Source organism: Sphingomonas sp. MS122 (assembly GCF_049532975.1).
GTDB lineage: Bacteria > Pseudomonadota > Alphaproteobacteria > Sphingomonadales > Sphingomonadaceae > Sphingomonas.
This window is the reverse complement of the sequence record NZ_CP186695.1, coordinates 2,214,104-2,232,017: the sequence shown is the minus strand read 5'-3', so window position 1 is coordinate 2,232,017 and position 17,914 is coordinate 2,214,104. Positions and strand designations below refer to the sequence as shown.

Genomic DNA, 17,914 nt, shown 5'->3' with positions numbered 1-17,914 from the left:
CCGTCAGAATCCATTTTCCTACAACGAACCATATAGGTTACTACGAGTCGTCTAACAGGAGGACTCGAATGACCATCGACGAACTGATCGAGGAGGTGATCGCCCGTGAGGGCGGCTATTCCAACCATCCCGCCGACCGTGGCGGGCCGACGCGCTGGGGGATCACGGAGGCGGTCGCGCGCCAGCACGGCTTCACCGGCGACATGCGCGTCTTCCCGCGCGACGAGGCGGTGGCGATCTACCGCCGCATCTATTGGCTCCGCCCGTGCTTCGCCGAGGTCGCGAAGCACGCGCCCGCGCTCGCCGCCGAGCTGTTCGACACCGGCATCAACATGGGGCCGGCGGTCGCGGGGCGCTTTCTCCAGCGTGCGCTCAACGCGCTCAACCGCAACGAGAAGGACTATCCCGACCTGGCCGTCGACGGGGCGGTCGGCCCCGCCACGCTCGCTGCGCTCGGCGCCTTTCTCGACCGCCGCGGACCGCCCGGCGAGACCGTGCTGATCAAGGCGGCCGAGGCGCTGCAGGGCGAGCGCTATCTCGCCCTCGCCGAGCGCCGCCCCGCCAACGAGGCCTTTCTCTACGGCTGGCTTGCGAACCGTATCGGTTCGTAAGCCCTCGACAGTGTCTACTTTGTGTCAACTTCCACAGGAAATCGAAATGAGCATCATCGAAGGTATCATCGGCCCGATCGCGGGCCTGATCGACAAGATCATTCCCGACCCCAAGGCGCGCGACCAGGCCAAGCTCGAGCTGCTCAAGCTCGAAGGCACGCAGGAGATGGAGTCGGTCCGCACTCAGCTCTCGGCGATCGTCGCCGAGGCGCAGTCGCCCGATCCCTGGACCAGCCGCGCGCGGCCGAGCTTCCTCTACGTCATGTACGCGCTGCTGCTGTGGGCGATCCCGATGGGCCTGATCGGCGCGGTCCAGCCCGAGATGGCCAAGGGCATTGCCAACGGCATGAACGCCTATCTCGCCGGCATTCCCGAGCCGCTCTACGCGCTCTTCGGCACCGGCTATCTCGGCTACACCGCCGCGCGCCAATGGGGGAAGATCAAGGGCGTCGAAAAGTGACAGGATGAAGCGCGTTCCGCGTAACTTCGTCAACTTCGGAGGGGAACGCGATCGCGTCCCCTCCGCGGCCTCGTTCAGCCGGCCAGCCCCTGCAGCTTGCCGAGATCGACCGCTCCGACGAGCGACCTGAGCGTGCCGATGTCGGGCGCATTGCCCTCGGCCTCGACCAGGAAGCGATCGCCGAGCAGCACGCCGTAGCTGCCGCGCCCGTCCTTGTTCCATTTCTCCATCGTGTAGCGGCCGTCGATCATGCCCGATTTCTCGTAGCCGCTGTCGTCCTCGCGGGTCGTCTCGACCTTGAACGCGCTGGCCATCGCCGCGAAGGCGCCGGCCGAGGCGAGGTCGGCGACCTTGAGCCGCACGCTCCGCCCGTCCGCCTCGTAGCGCGCCTCGGCCTGCGACCCGCCCATGCCGCCCGCGCTGGCGCTCGAGCTTTCGAGCGCGGTGCGCGTCCAGCCGCCGGCCGAAGCCGGCAGCAGCGCGGCGAGCGCCTGGCGATCGACCGGGGTCGCGGTCTTGGCCTTCTCGGCCGCTGCCTGCATCTTGGCGGAGGCTTCCTCGAGCTTGCCGAGATCCACCTTGCCGACGCCGGGCAGCTCGACGCTGCCGCCCGCCGCGCCCGTGGTGGCGCCATAGGTCACCGCGCGCGGCGCCAGCGCCCCGGTCACCGCCGTGGTGACGACGCCGACCACGAAGAACAGCACGATCGCGACGACCACGGTCACGATCGTATAGCCCATCGCCTTGTCCTCCTGCGCCTTCATCAGCCGCGGCAGGCCGAGATAGAGGAGATAGAGGCTGTAGAGCCCGAGGATGCCGAGGATCGCGAGCTGGGGGATGATCTGGAAGACGGCCGCCAGATAGGCCGCGGTGCCGCTATAGGCGGCGACCTTCATCGCCTGCACCGGGTTCTTCTGCCCGCCGAAATTGGGCGCCAGCGCATCGATGATCTTGGACAGCAGCCAGGCGCAGAGCAGCGCCAGCGCATAGCCGACCACCGCCCCGACGACCGCGGTGGCGACGCTCGGTCGGTAGGTCACGCCGAACGCGCTGTAGCCGAACACCAGTCCGCCGATCAGCCCGGCCACCGGACCGATCGCCGCCAGCGGCACGACCCAGCCGGTCATGAGCCCGCTCACGGTCGCGGGCTCGGGATCGATTCGCGCCCATTCTTCCTTGGGTTTCAACAGGATGTTCTTGCAACGCTCGATCAGATTGCTCGAAGTCTCGACGGTCATGCCGTGGCCCTCCCTGTTCGTGCTCGGGCTCCTATACACGAAATCGCGATTGAACCCGAGAAGTCTGCGCCCAATATGCGCGGCCATGAGCGACAGCATGAAGTGGCACGGCACGACGATTCTTTCCGTGCGCCGCAGCGGCCGCGTGGTCATCGCCGGGGACGGCCAGGTGACCCAGGGCCAGACCGTTATGAAACCCAACGCCCGCAAGGTCCGCCCGCTCGGGGACGGCAAGGTGATCGCGGGCTTCGCCGGCGCCACCGCCGACGCCTTCACCCTGTTCGAGCGGCTCGAGGCCAAGCTCGAGCGGCACCAGGGCCAGCTGATGCGCGCCGCGGTCGAGCTCGCCAAGGACTGGCGCACCGACAAGTATCTGCGCAATCTCGAGGCGATGCTGATCGTCGCCGACAAGGACATCACCTTGATCATCACCGGCAATGGCGACGTGCTCGAGCCCGAGGCCGGGATCGCCGCGATCGGCTCGGGCGGCAACTATGCGCTGGCGGCCGCCCGCGCGCTGGTCGATTACGAGCAGGATGCCGAGACGATCTGCCGCAAGGCGATGCAGATCGCCGCGGAGGTTTGCGTCTACACCAACGACCGGCTGACCGTCGAAGCGCTCGACGCCGCCTGAAGACAGGACCAGCGATGCTCTACTCCCGCCTCGGCGACAGCGGCCTCATCGTCTCGCGCCTGTCCTTCGGCACGATGACCTTTACCCGGGGCGCCGGCCTCGCCGCGATCGCCAAGACCGAGCTCAAGGACGCCGCGGCGCTGGTCGGCCGCGCGCTCGACGCCGGGATCAACTTCTTCGACACCGCCGACGTCTATTCCGACGGCGAGTCCGAGGAAGTGCTCGGCCAGATCCTCGCCGGCCGGCGCGACGAGGTGGTGATCGCGACCAAGGCCGGCTGGCGCATGCACCGGCCGCTCAACCGCTCGGGCCTCTCCGCCGCGCATCTCCAATGGTCGATCGACCATAGCCTGAAGCGTCTCGGCACCGACCATGTCGACATCTTCATCGCGCATCGCGACGACGTGAACACCCCGCTCGAGGAGACGCTCCAGGCGCTCGACGCGATCGTCCGCGCGGGCAAGGCGCGCTATCTCGGCTATTCCAACTGGCCGGCGTGGAAGGTCGCCGCGGCGCTGGAGCTGCAGCGCGCCAATGGCTGGGCGCCCTTCACCCATGGCCAGCTGCTCTATTCGCTGGTGTCGCGCGACATCGAGGCGGAGTTCGTGCCGCTGGCGCAGCGCTACGGCCTCGGCATCACCGCGTGGAGCCCGCTCGGCGGCGGCTTCCTCACCGGCAAGTACAGCCGCGACAATATGGGCGAGGCCGACGACCGCCTGGCCTCGTACGACGGCGTCCCGTTCGACCGCGAGAAGGGCTTCGCGCTGCTCGACCGCATGCGCGAGATCGCCGCGGCCCACGGCGCCAGCGTGGCGCAGGTCGCGCTGGCCTGGGTGCTCGCCAGGCCCGCCGTCTCCAGCGTGATCATCGGCGCGACCAGGCTGCACCAGCTCGACGACAATCTCGCCGCGGTGAACCTCGCGCTCGCGCCGGACGAGATCGCCGAGCTGGACGCGCTCACCGCCGGCCCGCGCGGCTATCCCGGCTTCATGATCGACCGTATCGACCAGCCGATCGCGCGGGCGCTCGCCGCCCGCCCCGGCGCGCCCTACATTCCCGACCAAGCCTGAGAATCGAACCAGCAAGAATGAACGACAACCTCACCCCCAAAGCCATCGTCGCCGCGCTCGACGCGCACATCATCGGCCAGAAGGAAGCCAAGCGCGCGGTCGCCGTCGCGCTGCGCAATCGCTGGCGCCGCCAGAAGCTCAAGCCCGAACTGCGCGACGAGGTGACGCCCAAGAACATCCTGATGATCGGCCCGACCGGCTGCGGCAAGACCGAGATCAGCCGCCGCCTCGCCAAGCTCGCCGACGCGCCCTTCGTGAAGGTCGAGGCGACCAAGTTCACCGAGGTCGGCTATGTCGGCCGCGACGTCGAGCAGATCGCCCGCGACCTGGTCGAGGAAGCGATCCGGCTGGAGAAGGAGCGCCGCCGCACCGCGGTCAAGGACAAGGCCGAGGCCGCGGCGATGACCCGACTGCTCGATGCACTCACCGGCAAGGACAGCAGCCAGGCGACGCGCGAGGCGTTCCGCGAGCGCCTCAACCAGGGCCATCTCGACAACACCGAGATCGAGATCGAGGTCGAGGCGGCCGGCGGCATGCCGTTCGAGATCCCCGGCGCCGGGCCGCAGATGATCAACCTCAGCGAGATGATGAAGGGGTTCGGCGGCCCGCAGCTCAAGCGGCGCAAGATGAACGTGCACGCCGCCTGGGCCAAGCTGGTCGAGGAGGAAGCCGACAAGCGCCTCGACCAGGACGATGTCGCGCGCACCGCGCTCGCAGATGCCGAGGCCAACGGCATCGTCTTCCTCGACGAGATCGACAAGATCGCGGTGAGCGACGTGCGCGGCGGCTCGGTCAGCCGCGAGGGCGTGCAGCGCGACCTGCTCCCGCTGATCGAAGGCACCACGGTCTCGACCAAATACGGGCCGATGAAGACCGACCATATCCTGTTCATCGCCTCGGGCGCGTTCCACGTCGCCAAGCCGAGCGACCTGCTGCCCGAGCTGCAGGGCCGCCTCCCGATCCGCGTCGAATTGAAGGGCCTCACCGAGGACGATTTCGTCGCGATCCTCTCCGACACCAAGGCTTCGCTGCCCGAGCAGTACAAGGCGCTGATCGGCACCGAGGGCGTGACGATCGACTTCACCGACGACGGCATCCGCGCGATCGCGCGCATCGCCGCCGAGGTGAATGCCGAGGTCGAGAATATCGGCGCGCGCCGCCTCCAGACGGTGATGGAGAAGCTGCTCGAGGAAGTGAGCTTCGACGCCGAGGACCGCAACGGCGCCGCGCTGATGGTCGACGCCGCCTATGTCGACGGCCAGCTCGCCAGCATCGCGCGGAACACCGACTTGAGCCGCTACGTGCTCTGACCCCGCTTGCCGCCACTTCGCCCGCGCGGCAGGGTGGCGGCATGCACAGGGGGATCATCGCGCTTGCGGCGCTCATTCTTGGCTGGGCCCTCCCCGCCGCCGTGCAGGACCGCCCGCCCTGCCGCGAGGTCGGCGACTTGCCCCACCTCACCATCGACCCCCGGGCGGCCGCCCAACTCGCCCAGATCGGCCTCGACCGCGCCGAGATCTTCCGCCGCATGCGCGAGACCTCGATCCCCGAGACGATGGGCTGCTGGGCGATGCCGGTCGGCAATTTCGACAGCCAGCTGGTCTCGGTCGGCATGTCGCAATGGAATTACGGCACGGGCAGCCTCCAGCCCGTGCTCGAGGCGTGGCGCGCCAGCTTCCGCAGCCGCGGCCGCTTCAAGCGCACCCTGCGCGAGCTCGCCCCGACCTACGGCAAGCTGTTCTTCTCGAAGGACTGCCTCGCCACCCCGGTCCGCGACAAATGCCGCGCCGCGATCCTCGCCGCCCACGGCCCCGACGGCAAGCTCGATCCCGTCGCCCTCGCCGAGCTCACCCGCATCTTCGAGCATGATGCGATGCTCCAGGTGCAGACCGACGCCTATGTCGCGCTCCTCCTCGAAGTCCGCGCCGAGCTGTTCCGCCTCTGGCCCGCCGGCCCGATCACCGCGCGGAAAGTCCGCTGGGCGATCGATACCCGCGTCCAGCAGAAGACCCTGCCCAATGACGAGGACGCCGCGCGCCTGCGCCGCAAGCTCGCCGCCCTCCCCGCCGCCGAACGCCCCGCACGCCTCAGGGCGATGCTCGCCTGGTACCGGGGCCTCAGCGAAGCGGTCGACCAGGACGGCGTCTCGCGCGACTATCAATGGAACGTCGAGCAATGGACCTGCCTGGTCGACACCGGCCGCATCGACGACGAGCAGTTCGAGCTGCTCCACCTCACCTTCCTGCGCAGCCGCACGGCCACCGGCAATTCGGGCCGCTGGCAGGCGCTGACCTTCTCGCGCCGCGCCAAGATCATCCTCGGCACCGGCAGCGTCAGCGGGGTCAGGGACGGCGGTTGCGCGCCCTGACCCCGCGCACGCCCTAGAACCGCGCCCTCACGCCTCCGAGCACCGTTCGCCCCTCGCCGGGATGGAAGATCGCGCTCGTGTCGTTGGCGACCACCGCCGCCGACTGGTCGGCGACATAGTGCTTGTCGGCGAGGTTGCGCGCATCGACGAAGACCGTGAGGCCATTGCCGAGCTCGGCCCCCGCGCCCATCCCGAATGTCGCATAGCCCGGCACCCGGAAGCTGTTGCGATAGTCCGCCCAGGTCGCACGCGGCCGCCAGTCGAGCGACGGCTCGACGAACAGCCCGCCCCCACCCTCGTAGCGCAGCGACGCGCGATACTGGTGCACCGGCGTGATCGGCAGCCGGTTGTCGCCATAGGTGGGATCGCCGTCGAAGCGGAAATCGGACCAGGCATAGGTCTGCCGCAGCCGCAGCCGCGTCGCCGCGCGATCGACGATCCACCAGTCGAGGCTCGCCTCGACCCCCTGGTGCCGCGTCTTGCCGGCGTTGAACACCGTCGCGGGAATGGTGAGCGAGGTCTGGAAGCTCAGCAGCTCGCCCTTCACCCAGGCGTGGTAATAGGTGACGTCCCACGCCACCGCACCTTCGCGCCCGCGCGTGCCGATCTCCGCGGTCCAGGCGCGCTGCGCGTCGAGCGGCACGAACACCGATCCCAGCAAATTGGCCTGCGCCAGCGCCCCGAAATGCGGCGGCTCCACCGATCGCGTGACATTGGCATAGACCTGCATCCCGCCGCGCTCGAACAGCAGCCCCGCGCGCGGCGCGAACCATTCATAGCTGCGCTCGGCGGTCCCGCCCGTCAGATGGTTCGAATAGTCGCGCCCGGCATGCCCCCAGCTCGCGCCCGCGACCAGCGCCAGCTCGGGCGTCACGAACACGCGTCCCTCGGCGAACAGGTCGAGCGCATTGCCGACCTGCTTCGTGTCGCCGATCCGCGGCCCCCGCGCGCTCGCCCGGTTGACGAACAAGTCCTGCTCGGTGCCGCCCTCGCGATAGAAGGCGCCGAAGAACAGGTCCGACTTCAGGCCCGCCAGCTCACCCGACCAGTCGAACCGACCGAACGCGCCCTGCGTGTCGGTGTCCTGCAGGATGAAGATGCCGACCGGGTGATAAAGGTCGGTCTGCGTCGCATAGACCCCGCCCTCGAACACCAGCGCGTCGCTGAGGCGCAGCCGCGTCTGCAGCGTGGCGCGATAGACATTCTGGTTGCGGCGCTGGTTCTGCGCCACCGCCGTCGCGCCCGGCGCGCGCGGGTCGCGCAGCGCCTGCGCCAGCGTCACCGTCCCCGGCACGCCCTGCCCGATGTCCGCGGCATAGAGGATCGCACGCACCTCGCTGTCCTCGCCAAAGCTGTAGCCCAAGTTGACCGTGGCGCGCAGCTGGTCGGTCCAGCCCTGCACGCGATAGCCGTCGCTGCGGAAGGCGTTGACCCCGGCATAATAGTCGAACGCGCCCGCGGTGCCCGATCCCGCCGCCGCGCCGCGGATCGTCGCGTCGCTGCCGCCCTCCAGCCGGAACAGGAAGGGCGATTGCGCGGTCTTGCCGTTGGGCGTCACGAAGTTGATCGCGCCGCCGAGCTGCGCCCCGCCGAAGCGCAGCGCGTTGCCGCCCTTGTACACCTCGACATAGCGCGCGCCGAGCGGGTCGATCTTCTGGAAGTCGGAGAAGCCGTCGGCATCGGCGAACGGCACGCCGTCCTGCGCCAGCAGCACGCCGCGCTGGTGGAAGCTCTGGTCGAGCCCGGAGCCGCGGATCGAGAGGCGCCCCTCCTCGCCATAGCGCTTGGCGGCGAGCACGCCGGGCACGTCGCGCAGGATATCGGGCGTGCCGACAGCGAAGCGATCCTCATAGGCCTCGGCCGCGACGACCGAGACCGAGCCCGGCGTGCGCGCGAGGCGCTCGCGCGCTTCCGCGACGACAGGCGGATCTTCCGGATCGGGCGTGCCGGTGACGATGACGTCGGGCGCCTTGTCCTCGTCGGAGGCAAGAGCGGGCGAGGCAAGACAAGTGGCGGCGAGCAAGGCTGCCGCGTGATAGCTTTTCATGTTCGAACAATCCTGATCGGCGTGCGGAATCGCTCTCCCGCGCGCGCGTTTCGTCAATCTGGCGAAGGGATCAGGCGGTCAGCGGCGGACCGCGCAACGGCGGCCGCAGATAGGGCGTGCGCGCCAGCCGCGGCACCCCCACCGCGGCGAAGCCGAGCGCAAGGATGAAGACGAGCGCTGCCGCGAGCAGCGCCGGGTCCGCCCCCGGCAGCCACGCCAGCCCCAGCCCGGCGAACACGCAGGGCTGGTCCATCTTGGCGCCGTCGTCGGGCTTGGCCGGCATGCCGGGCACGTCGATCGCGACATGCTGCGGGCCGAACTGGGTGCAGACCAGCACCATGATCTGCCCCGACGCCGCGACCGGCATGAACCCCGGCGGCACCGCCAGCTTCATCACCAGCGCCAGGGCGAGCAGCGCCGCGGCGAAACGGGGATGGTCGAGGACGAAGCGGCGGAACACGCCGCGCGGTTAGCGGCTGGCGCTCGCCCTGTCATCCGCTAAAGGGTCGGGCAAAAGCAGACATGCAGGGACATGCCATGGTTACCATCAAGGCCGCCGATCTGATCGAGAGCGTCGCCGACGCGCTCCAGTTCATCAGCTACTATCACCCGATGGATTACATCCGCGCGCTGGGCGAGGCGTACAAGGCCGAGCAGTCGCCCGCCGCCAAGGACGCGATCGCGCAGATCCTGACCAACAGCCGCATGTGCGCCGAGGGTCACCGCCCGATCTGCCAGGACACCGGCATCGTCAACGTGTTCGTGAAGTGGGGCATGGACTGCCGCCTCGACGACACCTCGCGCTCGCTCCAGGAGGTCGTCGACGAGGGCGTGCGCCGCGCCTATCTCCACCCCGAGAACAAGCTGCGCGCCTCGGTGCTCGCCGACCCCGCCTTCACCCGCCGCAACACCCGCGACAACACGCCGTGCGTCCTCCATGTCGAGATGGTCGCCGGGGATCATGTGCACATCGACGTCGCGGCCAAGGGCGGCGGCAGCGAGAACAAGTCCAAGTTCAAGATGATGAACCCGTCGGATTCGATCGTCGACTGGGTGCTGGAGATGCTCCCCCAGATGGGCGCCGGCTGGTGCCCGCCCGGTATGCTCGGCATCGGCATCGGCGGCACCGCCGAGCATTGCGTGCTCCTCGCCAAGAAGGCGCTGATGGAGCAGATCGACATGGCCACGCTGAAGCAGCGCGGCCCGCAAAACGACCTCGAGGCGCTGCGCATCGAGATCTTCGACAAGGTCAACGCGCTCGGCATCGGCGCGCAGGGGCTGGGCGGGCTCTCGACCATCCTCGACGTCAAGATCATGGACGCGCCCTGCCATGCCGCGGGCAAGCCGGTGGCGATGATCCCCAACTGCGCCGCCACCCGCCACGCGCACTTCACGCTCGACGGCTCGGGGCCCGCCTATCTCGAGGCGCCGAAGCTCGACGAATGGCCCGACGTCAACTGGACGCCGGACAAGGCCGCGATCCGCGTCGACCTCGACTCGCTGACGCCCGAGGTGGTGCAGTCGTGGAAGCAGGGCGACCGCCTGCTGCTCAACGGCAAGATGCTCACCGGCCGCGACGCCGCGCACAAGCGCATCGCCGACATGCTCGCGAAGGGCGAGCAACTGCCCGTCGAGTTCAAGGGCCGCGTCATCTATTATGTCGGCCCGGTCGATCCGGTAGGCGAGGAAGTCGTCGGCCCTGCCGGCCCGACCACCGCCACGCGCATGGACAAGTTCACCCGCATGATGCTCGAGCAGGGCCTGCTCGCGATGGTCGGCAAGGCCGAGCGCGGCCCGGCCGCGACCGAGGCGATCCGCGACCACAAGTCCGCCTATCTCATGGCCGTCGGCGGCGCCGCCTATCTCGTCGCCCGCGCGATCAAGGGCAGCAAGGTCGTCGGCTTCGCGGATCTCGGCATGGAGGCGATCTACGAGTTCGAGGTGTCGGACTTCCCGGTGACGGTCGCGGTCGATGCCGAGGGCAACAACGTCCACCAGCTTGCTCCCCTGGTGTGGCGCGACAAGATCGCGAAGGAACGGTTGCTGGAAGGGGCGTGATCGCCGCGCTCGGCGGAAATTTGTGATCGTTTCGGTCAAGTGACCTATTGAGTTAAGCCACCCGAGCACACACTTAGCGTCGTAATGCGCTTCCTTCGACGGGTCCTGCGCTGGACCGGCATCCTCCTGCTCTGGACCTTCGTCGCGGCGTGCCTCGCGACGGTGATCGTCCCGCGCTATCTCGACCGCATCTACTATGCGGGTCCGCAAAGCGGCCATTACGACGGCGAGCGCTTCTTCAACCCCGATGGCGAGGACACGGTGCGTCCGCCCACCGGCGGCAACCGCGCGGGCTTCTTCTGGCGCTTCCTGCGCCGCGACGACACCCGCCCCGCCTGGCCCGCGGCCGTCACCGTCGTCAAGGGCACGCCCCCCGCACGCGTCATCGGCGGCGCGATGCGCGCGACCTGGGTCGGCCACGCCACGGTGCTGGTGCAGGCCGACGGGCTCAACATCCTCACCGATCCGATCTGGAGCGACGTCGCGGGGCCCTTCAACCTCGCCGGGCCGCGACGCATCGCCGCGCCGGGAATCGACTTCGACAAGCTCCCGAAGATCGACATCGTCGTCGTCAGCCACAATCACTACGACCATCTCGATATCCCGACGCTCCGGCGCCTGTGGGAGCGCGACAAGCCGGCGATCGTCACCAGCCTCGGCAACGACACGATCCTGCGCTCGGCCGGGGTCGAGGCGCGCGGGATCGACTGGGGCCAGCGCGTCGCATTGCGCCCGGGCGTCGACGTGATCGTCAACCGCAACCACCATTGGGGCAGCCGCTGGTTCACCGACCGCAACCGCGCGCTCTGGTCGAGCTTCGTGATCAAGCTCCCGAGCGGCAATGTCTTCTTCGCCGGCGACACCGGCGCGGGCGATTACAAATGGGCGAACGAGGCTGCGTCCTACGGCCCGATCCGCCTTGCCATCCTCCCCATCGGCGCGTTCCGCTTCGAGGAAGGGCAGATGAGCACTGGCAGCCATATCGGCCCGGCCGATGCGATCAAATTGTGGAACCGCATGGGACGCCCCACCGCGCTCCCCATGCACTGGGGCACCTTCCGCCTGTCATGGGAAGGCTATTGGACTCCGCCGCGCCTGCTCCGCGCGCTCCAGGCCTGCGCGGGCGAGACCTCCGGCCGCTTCGCCCCGCAATCGCTCGGCCGTCCCTGGGACATCCCGCAGATCGGCCAGGCGCCGCCCCCCGTGGACGACGAGCGCGTCGACGCCTGCCTCAAGACCCCCGCCGTCACCGCGCTGCGCTGACGGCGGAGCGCCAGCTCAATTCACGAAGCTCGTCGTCGCGGTCCGGTGCAGGATCGCCACCTTGCCCGCGGGGAGCGTGAAGTCGCCCTCTTCCTTGACCGACGCCTTGAGGATGTAACGCCCTTTCTCGGCCAGCGCCGGCAGCGCCACCTCGCCCTTGTCGTCGGTCTCGAGCATCAGCATCCAGCGGCTCGGCGACACCAGGGTCACCTCGGTCTTGCCCACCGGCTTGCCGTCGCGCGTCAGCACGAAGCGGTCGCCATTGACCGCGACCGGCGCCAGTTCGAGCGGCATCACCGCCTTGGCTTCGGCGCGCCCCGAACGCGCGTAGTAGATTACGCCCGCCTTCTTGCCGTCCTCGTCCCACGGCTTGAACACGTCATCGTCCCACGCGCGCACGTCGCCCGCCGGCACCGCCACCTCGATATAGCCCGGCCCGCGCGTCTGCGCCGCGGTCGAGGCCGGCACCAGCTTGGGCGCCTTGAGCGACGGAAAGGCCGGATCGCCGCCCGCCGGGATCGGCCGCTCGGGCTCGCCCAGCCAGATCTGCGCCGTGCCGTTCGCGCCGCGCTCGATCCACACTTCATGCGCCTGCGCGATGCCCGCGCTCCCAAGCGCCAGCGCGGCGATCAGCAGCTTCTTCATCGTCGTTCCTCCCGGATCTGCTTGCGGCCCACCGAGGCGGGGATCAGGTTGAGCGCAAGGAACACCAGTCCCGCCCCCAGCATCAATAGGGCTACCCAAAGAATCGGCCCGAATACCCATCCCTGTGCGGCGATCGCGAACGGAAACGCCGCCGCCAGCGCCGCCCAGGCCGCGCCGCGCATCGTCAGCGAAGTCACCGCATCGGGGCGCTTGCCCAGCCGCTTGTGGTGATGCGCGTCGGTCGCGAGCCCCAACAATGCGAACGCCAGCGTGGTCAGGATCAGCGCCAGCGCGGTCATTCGGCCGGCTCCATCGCCGCCGCCGGCATCGCCGCCGCGCGTCGGCGTGCCCGCCGCTCGGCCGGCTTGTGCCGCGCCACCCGCCGCGCGATCGCGAGGAAGGCGATGCCGAACACCAGCAGCGTGGCGTCGATCCCCGCCAGCATCCCGTCCCCGCCCGCCAGCGACGCGATCAGCCCGCGCTCGGTCCCGAACAGATTATACACCGGCAGCAGCGCCAGCAGCGCCCCGGTCAGCCCGAGCAGCGCCACCCAATTGGGCTGCGGCCGCCGCACCACCGCCAGCACCAGCGCCGCGCCCCAGGCCATGAACAGGCAATGGATCTCCCACGCCGCGCGGTCGGCCATGCCGACCGGCAGCAGCCGGTTCGCCCACAGCAGCACCGCGATCCCCAGCGGGAAGCCGCCGATCGCCGCGACGTTGAGCCGCTCGACCAGCCGGAAGCCGAAATGCGGCCGCGCCGGATCGGGCAGCTTCTCGAGCCGCTTGACCGTCCACATGACGAGTCCGCTCGCCACCATCACCGCGCCCGCGACCCCGCACAGGAAATAGAGGAAGCGCAGCCAGGGCGAGGCATAGCGCCCGGCATGCACCCCGATCATCGCGCCCGCCGTGGTCACCGCCGCGCCATGCGGCGGCGCCGTCCATACCGGCTTGCCGGTGACGCCGTCATAGGTGATGCGCGAGGTATAGGCGGACAGCATCGTTGCGCCCGAGCGCAGCACGCGCACCTTGGCCCCGGCATCGCCCGGCTCGCTGACCTCGAGATAGGCCGCCTTGCCGCCCAGCCGCCGCTCGGCGTCGCGCAGCAGCGCGCCCAGATCGACCAAAGGCGCTGGCCGCCCGGCCCGCTCTGCCTGCACGCCGCCCGGATAGATGCTCTCGAAATAGTCGGCGTCGTTCGAATAGGCGGCGACCGTCGCCCAAGGCAGCAGCGTCACCATCAGCGTGACGAGGCCGGTATAGGTGATCATCAAATGGAACGGCAGCGCGAGCACCGCGGTCGCATTGTGCCCGTCGAGCCATGAGCGCTGCCCCTTGCCCCGGCGCAGCGTGAAGAAGTCGCGGAAGATCTTCTTGTGGGTGACGATGCCCGACAGGATCGCGACCAGCATGAACATCGCGGCGATGCCGGTCATCCAGCGCGCCACATACCAGGGCACGTAATAGAGGTCGAAATGGAAGCGGTAGAAGAACTCGCCGCCGCGCGTGTCGCGCACCTGCGCAGGCCGGCCGTCGGCGCCGATCGTCACCTGGTTGTCGCGGCGGCTGGCGGGCGGCTCGCCTTCCACGGGCCGGGGCACCCACGAGGCCACCGCGCCATGGCTGGTCCCGCCGGGCAGCGTGATGAACCAGCTCTGCGCGTCGGGTGCCGTCTCGGACAGGAAGCGCTGTGCCCCGGCCAGTACCTTCTCGGGCTGCTCGACCCGGCCCAGCTCGGGCCGCATCCAGCGGTTCATCCCCTCGCGATAGAAGGCGATCGTGCCCGCCGTGAACATCGCGAACAACAGCCAGCCGAGCACCAGTCCCGACCAGGTGTGGAGGAACGCCTGCGACTGGCGGAAGCCCTTGGTGCCCGGCTCGTTCATGCGGCGTGCCCCGCCATCGACAGCCAGGTGATCGCCGCGGCGACGCCGCCCGCCACCGCCAGCACCCAGACGGCGCGCCACCCGCTCTTCGCCGCGAATGCCCACATCGCCGCCACCGCGCAGATCGCGAAGGCCGTGAGCATCCCGGTCGTCACCGCCTCGGGCCGGTCCATCGGCAGGATGCGCGACAGCGCCATCGCCCACAGTGTCGCGACCGCATAGCCGAGCGGCAACGCGGCGAGGATCCGGAGCGCGAGATCGCCCCGCCGCCGGAGCGCTTCGAACCTGTGCATGTCGTCTGGCCTCGTCGATTCGGGGGACGCGATAGCCGCTCCATTGTTGCGAGTCACTAGCAATAGCATGCTTTGCATCATCGCCGCCGTCGTCCGGACGCGCCGGCCTGTCACCTATTTGTCACGCAGCGGTAACCCTGGAGGCGGAAAAGCGACTCGGCGGACGCATATGTTCTGCGCCCCCTGACGCGTAACGGATGGGGAGAAATGGGATGCTGGCCCGGTTCGGCCTGTTGGCGCTTGCGACGTTCACGCTCGCCTCGTGCGATGCGATTTCCGCCATTTCCCCGCGCGAGGTGCGCGTGGTCGGCTCCTCGACCGTCTACCCGTTCACCAAGGAAGTGGCCGCGGCGTTTGTCGAGGCGAAGAAGGGCCGTCGCACCCCGGTGATCGAATCGACCGGCACCGGCGCCGGCATCACCCGCTTCTGCGAGGGCGCCGGCCCCGCCTTTGCCGACATCGCCAACGCCTCGCGCCGCATGCGCCGCACCGAGTTCGACAAGTGCAAGGCGAACGGCGTGGGCGACATCATCGAGGTGCCGATCGGTCTCGACGGCATCGCGCTCGCCGAATCCAACGCCGGGCCCAAGCTCAAGCTGACGCGCAGGGACCTCTATCTCGCGCTCGCCGCCAATCCGATGGGCAAGCCCAACACGGCCAAGCTGTGGAAGGACGTCAATCCGGCGCTGCCCGCGATCCCAATCCTGGTGATGGGGCCGCCCTCGACCAGCGGCACGCGCGACGCGTTCGTCGAGCTGGTCCTCGAACCCGGCTGCCTCGAGGCGATGCCGGCGGCCAAGGACCTCAAGACCGCGGGCGATCCCGCGCCGTTCGAGAATGCCTGCCGCCGCATCCGCACCGACGGCGCCTATGCCGAAAAGGGCGAGGACGACACGCTGATCGTCCATGGGCTGTCGGAGAATCCCAACGCGATCGGGCTGATCGGCTATTCCTATCTCGACGCCAACCGCTCGCGCCTGCACGGCGTCCCGCTCGACGGGGTGACGCCGACCTATGACGACATCGCCAGCGGCAAGTACCCGGGCGTGCGCAGCCTCTATCTCTACGTCAAGGCCAAGCATCTCAAGGCGATGCCCGAGCTCAAGGAGTTCCTCGCGCTCTACACCAGGATGTGGGCGCCGGGCGGCGAGCTGACCAAGCACGGCCTGATCGCCGCGCCGCAAAAGGTCCGCGACCGTTCCGCCGAGGCGATCCAGCTCGCCCTCCCCCTCGACACCACCGCGCTGCCCTAGGAGTAGGTAATCCGCACCCTACCCGCAGCCTCGGCCGCGATCCTGCGTGCCGCGTCGGTGTCCCCGGCCAGCGCCAGCGCGACGCCCATCCGGCGATAGGGCCGCGTGGTCGGCTTGCCGAAGATGCGCAGGTCGACCTCGCCACCCGGCACCGCCAGCGCCTCGGCGAGCCCGTCATAGCCCGGCGCGTCGCCGCCGCGGTCGGCGAGGATCACCGCCGAGGCCGACGGCCCATACAGCTTCACCTCCGGCACCGGCAGCCCCAGCACCGCCCGCGCATGCAGGTCGAACTCGCTGAGGTTCTGCGAGATCAGCGTCACCATCCCGGTATCGTGCGGCCGCGGCGACAGCTCGGAGAAGATCACTTCCTCGCCCTTGACGAAGAATTCGACCCCGAAGATCCCGTACCCGCCGAGGTCGTCCACCACCTTGCGCGCCATGTCCTGCGCGTCGGCGATCGCCCGCGCCGACATCCCCGCCGGCTGCCAGCTCTCCTGATAGTCGCCGCGTTCCTGCCGGTGCCCGATCGGCGGGCAGAAGCTCACCCCCTCGCGCGAGCGCACCGTCAGCAAGGTGATCTCGTAATCGAAGTCGACGAACTCCTCGACGATCACCCGCCGCCGGTCGCCGCGCATGTTGGCCACGGCATAATCCCACGCCGCCTCCAGCACGCCCGCCTCGCGCACGATGCTCTGCCCCTTGCCCGAGGAGGACATCACCGGCTTGATCACGCACGGCAGCCCGGTGTGCTCGGCCCCCGCCAGCACCTCCTCCAGGCTCTCGGCATAGCGGTAACGCGAGGTGCGCAGCCCCAGCTCGACCGCCGCGACCTCGCGGATGCCGTCGCGGTTCATCGTCATCTGCGCCGCGCGCGCGGAGGGCACCACCGTCATCCCTTCGGCCTCGACCTGTGCCAGCACCTCGGTGCGGATCGCCTCGATCTCGGGCACGACATAGTCGGGTTCGTGCTTGGCGATCGCCGCGCGCAGCGCGTCGCCGTCGAGCATCGAGAATATCTCGCACTCGTCGGCGACCTGCATCGCCGGCGCGCCGGCATAGGAATCGCACGCGACCACCTGCGCGCCCAGCCGCTTCGCCGAGATCGTGAACTCGCGCCCCAGCTCGCCCGAACCGAGCAGCAGGATCTTCGCGGTGAACGTCATTCGCCTCGTCTCCGTCGCAACCATCGGCGCCATCCGTGGCCGCGGCGGCGGCGTTTGTCACCCCTTGGCGTTGGCCTTCACCGCGGCGCGCACCAGCGCCTTCAGCCCCTCGGCATCGACCGCCGCATCCTCGTGGAAATCGATCGCCCGCCGCTTGCCGCCGTCGAGGCTGGCGTTGAACAGTCCCTTGGGATCGTCGAGCTGCGCACCCTTGGCGAAGGTCAGCTTGACCTTGTCCTTGTAGGTCTCGCCGGTGATCAAGATGCCGCCCTTCGACCAGGTCGGTACGCCCGAGGGATTGGAGGGCTTGCGCCACTTCACGTCCTCGGCGATCTCCGGATCGGCCGCGAGCACCAACGCGCGCAACTTGCCGAGCATCGGCCCGCGCCACCCGCCCAGCGCCTCGATCTTGGCGTCGATCTCTTCCGAGGCCGTGGGTTCTCCAGCCATTTTATTCTCCTCCTTATTCCTCCCCCCGGAGGGGAGGAGTACTCAATTCTCCGATGCCTAAGGTTTCCACCCCGGCAGCGCCGCCGCCTGCTTGATCCAGTCGCTCAGCTGCGCCTCGTCCCATTCGTCATCCTCATGGACATGGAAGTAGCGCGTGTCCGGGTCCTTCGATTCCACTGGCGGCCTGGGCTGGATCGACCCGCCGTTGAAGAACGCGACCTTGATGTACTTGTCGAAGCAATGCAGCCCGAGGAAGAAGGTCGTGCCGTCGGCCCCGTAGAGCGGCGAGTTCCACTTCACCGCCTTGCGCACCCCCGGCACCGCCGTCTCGATCAGCTTGTCGAGCCGCTTGCCCGCCCTAGACTTCCACCCGGGCATCGCCGTGATATAGGCCTGCACCGGCGCGTCGCCGTCGCCCTTGGGGATCTGCGGGTTGCCGCCCGAGAGCAGCCGGGGTTCCTTCGCGGCCATCG

General features: G+C 69.1%; 19 protein-coding genes. 9 read left to right on the top strand and 10 right to left on the bottom strand.

The features are described from left to right. Positions 1-68: 68 nt before the first annotated feature. Positions 69-611, top strand: coding sequence for a glycoside hydrolase family 108 protein (locus ACO227_RS10685; RefSeq protein ID WP_423601832.1), 543 nt, complete (start codon positions 69-71; stop codon positions 609-611). Positions 612-657: 46 nt separating this feature from the next. Beyond that, positions 658-1,071: a holin family protein gene (locus ACO227_RS10680; RefSeq protein ID WP_423601831.1), complete on the top strand. Its 414-nt coding sequence runs from the start codon at positions 658-660 to the stop codon at positions 1,069-1,071. 74 nt (positions 1,072-1,145) lie between these two features. Here ACO227_RS10680 and ACO227_RS10675 read toward each other — a convergent pair whose 3' ends face one another. Further along, complete coding sequence (locus ACO227_RS10675; protein WP_423601830.1) at positions 1,146-2,309, bottom strand: Yip1 family protein; 1,164 nt, start codon at positions 2,307-2,309, stop codon at positions 1,146-1,148. Between the two features lie 85 nt (positions 2,310-2,394). On the opposite strand from ACO227_RS10675, the gene hslV reads away from it, so the two are divergent. Genes hslV through ACO227_RS10655 form a run of 4 tightly spaced genes read left to right on the top strand, consistent with a single transcriptional unit; the run spans position 2,395 to position 6,381 of the window. Continuing rightward, positions 2,395-2,943 carry an ATP-dependent protease subunit HslV gene (gene hslV, locus ACO227_RS10670; protein ID WP_423601829.1) on the top strand — a complete coding sequence of 183 codons (549 nt, stop codon included), beginning with the start codon at positions 2,395-2,397 and terminating at the stop codon, positions 2,941-2,943. A gap of 14 nt (positions 2,944-2,957) precedes the next feature. After that, the gene (locus tag ACO227_RS10665) at positions 2,958-4,013 is read left to right on the top strand and encodes an aldo/keto reductase (protein WP_423601828.1); all 1,056 of its coding nucleotides are present in this window, start codon (positions 2,958-2,960) and stop codon (positions 4,011-4,013) included. 17 nt (positions 4,014-4,030) lie between these two features. Continuing rightward, positions 4,031-5,323, top strand: coding sequence for an ATP-dependent protease ATPase subunit HslU (hslU, locus tag ACO227_RS10660; protein ID WP_423601827.1), 1,293 nt, complete (start codon positions 4,031-4,033; stop codon positions 5,321-5,323). A 41-nt stretch (positions 5,324-5,364) separates the two neighbouring features. Then, on the top strand, positions 5,365-6,381 hold the full coding sequence (locus ACO227_RS10655; protein ID WP_423601826.1) for a hypothetical protein: 1,017 nt from the start codon (positions 5,365-5,367) through the stop codon (positions 6,379-6,381). 13 nt (positions 6,382-6,394) lie between these two features. On the opposite strand, the gene ACO227_RS10650 is transcribed toward ACO227_RS10655, so the two are convergent. Together ACO227_RS10650 and ACO227_RS10645 are read right to left on the bottom strand one after the other, a co-directional pair. Further along, the gene (locus ACO227_RS10650; protein ID WP_423601825.1) at positions 6,395-8,428 is read right to left on the bottom strand and encodes a TonB-dependent receptor family protein; all 2,034 of its coding nucleotides are present in this window, start codon (positions 8,426-8,428) and stop codon (positions 6,395-6,397) included. Between the two features lie 70 nt (positions 8,429-8,498). Next, positions 8,499-8,888, bottom strand: a complete 390-nt coding sequence (locus ACO227_RS10645) for a hypothetical protein (RefSeq protein ID WP_423601824.1) — start codon at positions 8,886-8,888, stop codon at positions 8,499-8,501. A 77-nt stretch (positions 8,889-8,965) separates the two neighbouring features. Here ACO227_RS10645 and ACO227_RS10640 point away from each other — a divergent pair, with 77 nt between their 5' ends. Together ACO227_RS10640 and ACO227_RS10635 are read left to right on the top strand one after the other, a co-directional pair. Continuing rightward, positions 8,966-10,486 carry a fumarate hydratase gene (locus ACO227_RS10640; protein WP_423601823.1) on the top strand — a complete coding sequence of 507 codons (1,521 nt, stop codon included), beginning with the start codon at positions 8,966-8,968 and terminating at the stop codon, positions 10,484-10,486. A gap of 84 nt (positions 10,487-10,570) precedes the next feature. Then, on the top strand, positions 10,571-11,749 hold the full coding sequence (locus tag ACO227_RS10635; protein ID WP_423601822.1) for an MBL fold metallo-hydrolase: 1,179 nt from the start codon (positions 10,571-10,573) through the stop codon (positions 11,747-11,749). A 15-nt stretch (positions 11,750-11,764) separates the two neighbouring features. Here the strand turns inward: ACO227_RS10635 and ACO227_RS10630 are convergent, their stop codons facing one another. From ACO227_RS10630 to ACO227_RS10615, 4 genes are read right to left on the bottom strand one after another with little or no spacing between them, the layout of a single operon-like run. Then, positions 11,765-12,394, bottom strand: a complete 630-nt coding sequence (locus ACO227_RS10630; protein ID WP_423601821.1) for a DUF4198 domain-containing protein — start codon at positions 12,392-12,394, stop codon at positions 11,765-11,767. Continuing rightward, complete coding sequence (locus ACO227_RS10625; protein ID WP_423601820.1) at positions 12,391-12,693, bottom strand: DUF3325 family protein; 303 nt, start codon at positions 12,691-12,693, stop codon at positions 12,391-12,393. The genes ACO227_RS10630 and ACO227_RS10625 overlap by 4 nt, the downstream gene beginning before the upstream one ends. Then, complete coding sequence (locus ACO227_RS10620) at positions 12,690-14,282, bottom strand: PepSY-associated TM helix domain-containing protein (RefSeq protein ID WP_423601819.1); 1,593 nt, start codon at positions 14,280-14,282, stop codon at positions 12,690-12,692. Before ACO227_RS10620 ends, ACO227_RS10625 begins: the two co-directional genes overlap by 4 nt. Next, positions 14,279-14,575 carry a hypothetical protein gene (locus tag ACO227_RS10615; RefSeq protein ID WP_423601818.1) on the bottom strand — a complete coding sequence of 99 codons (297 nt, stop codon included), beginning with the start codon at positions 14,573-14,575 and terminating at the stop codon, positions 14,279-14,281. Before ACO227_RS10615 ends, ACO227_RS10620 begins: the two co-directional genes overlap by 4 nt. A gap of 212 nt (positions 14,576-14,787) precedes the next feature. Between ACO227_RS10615 and ACO227_RS10610 the strand changes: the two genes are divergently transcribed. After that, positions 14,788-15,828 carry a substrate-binding domain-containing protein gene (locus ACO227_RS10610; protein ID WP_423601817.1) on the top strand — a complete coding sequence of 347 codons (1,041 nt, stop codon included), beginning with the start codon at positions 14,788-14,790 and terminating at the stop codon, positions 15,826-15,828. Here the strand turns inward: ACO227_RS10610 and purT are convergent. Genes purT through ACO227_RS10595 form a run of 3 tightly spaced genes read right to left on the bottom strand, consistent with a single transcriptional unit; the run spans position 15,825 to position 17,912 of the window. Then, positions 15,825-16,991: a formate-dependent phosphoribosylglycinamide formyltransferase gene (purT, locus tag ACO227_RS10605; protein ID WP_423601816.1), complete on the bottom strand. Its 1,167-nt coding sequence runs from the start codon at positions 16,989-16,991 to the stop codon at positions 15,825-15,827. The genes ACO227_RS10610 and purT overlap by 4 nt on opposite strands. 57 nt (positions 16,992-17,048) lie before the next feature. Continuing rightward, positions 17,049-17,441, bottom strand: coding sequence for a DUF1801 domain-containing protein (locus ACO227_RS10600; RefSeq protein ID WP_423601815.1), 393 nt, complete (start codon positions 17,439-17,441; stop codon positions 17,049-17,051). A 57-nt stretch (positions 17,442-17,498) separates the two neighbouring features. Continuing rightward, positions 17,499-17,912, bottom strand: a complete 414-nt coding sequence (locus tag ACO227_RS10595; RefSeq protein WP_423601814.1) for a DUF1801 domain-containing protein — start codon at positions 17,910-17,912, stop codon at positions 17,499-17,501. Positions 17,913-17,914: the final 2 nt, after the last annotated feature.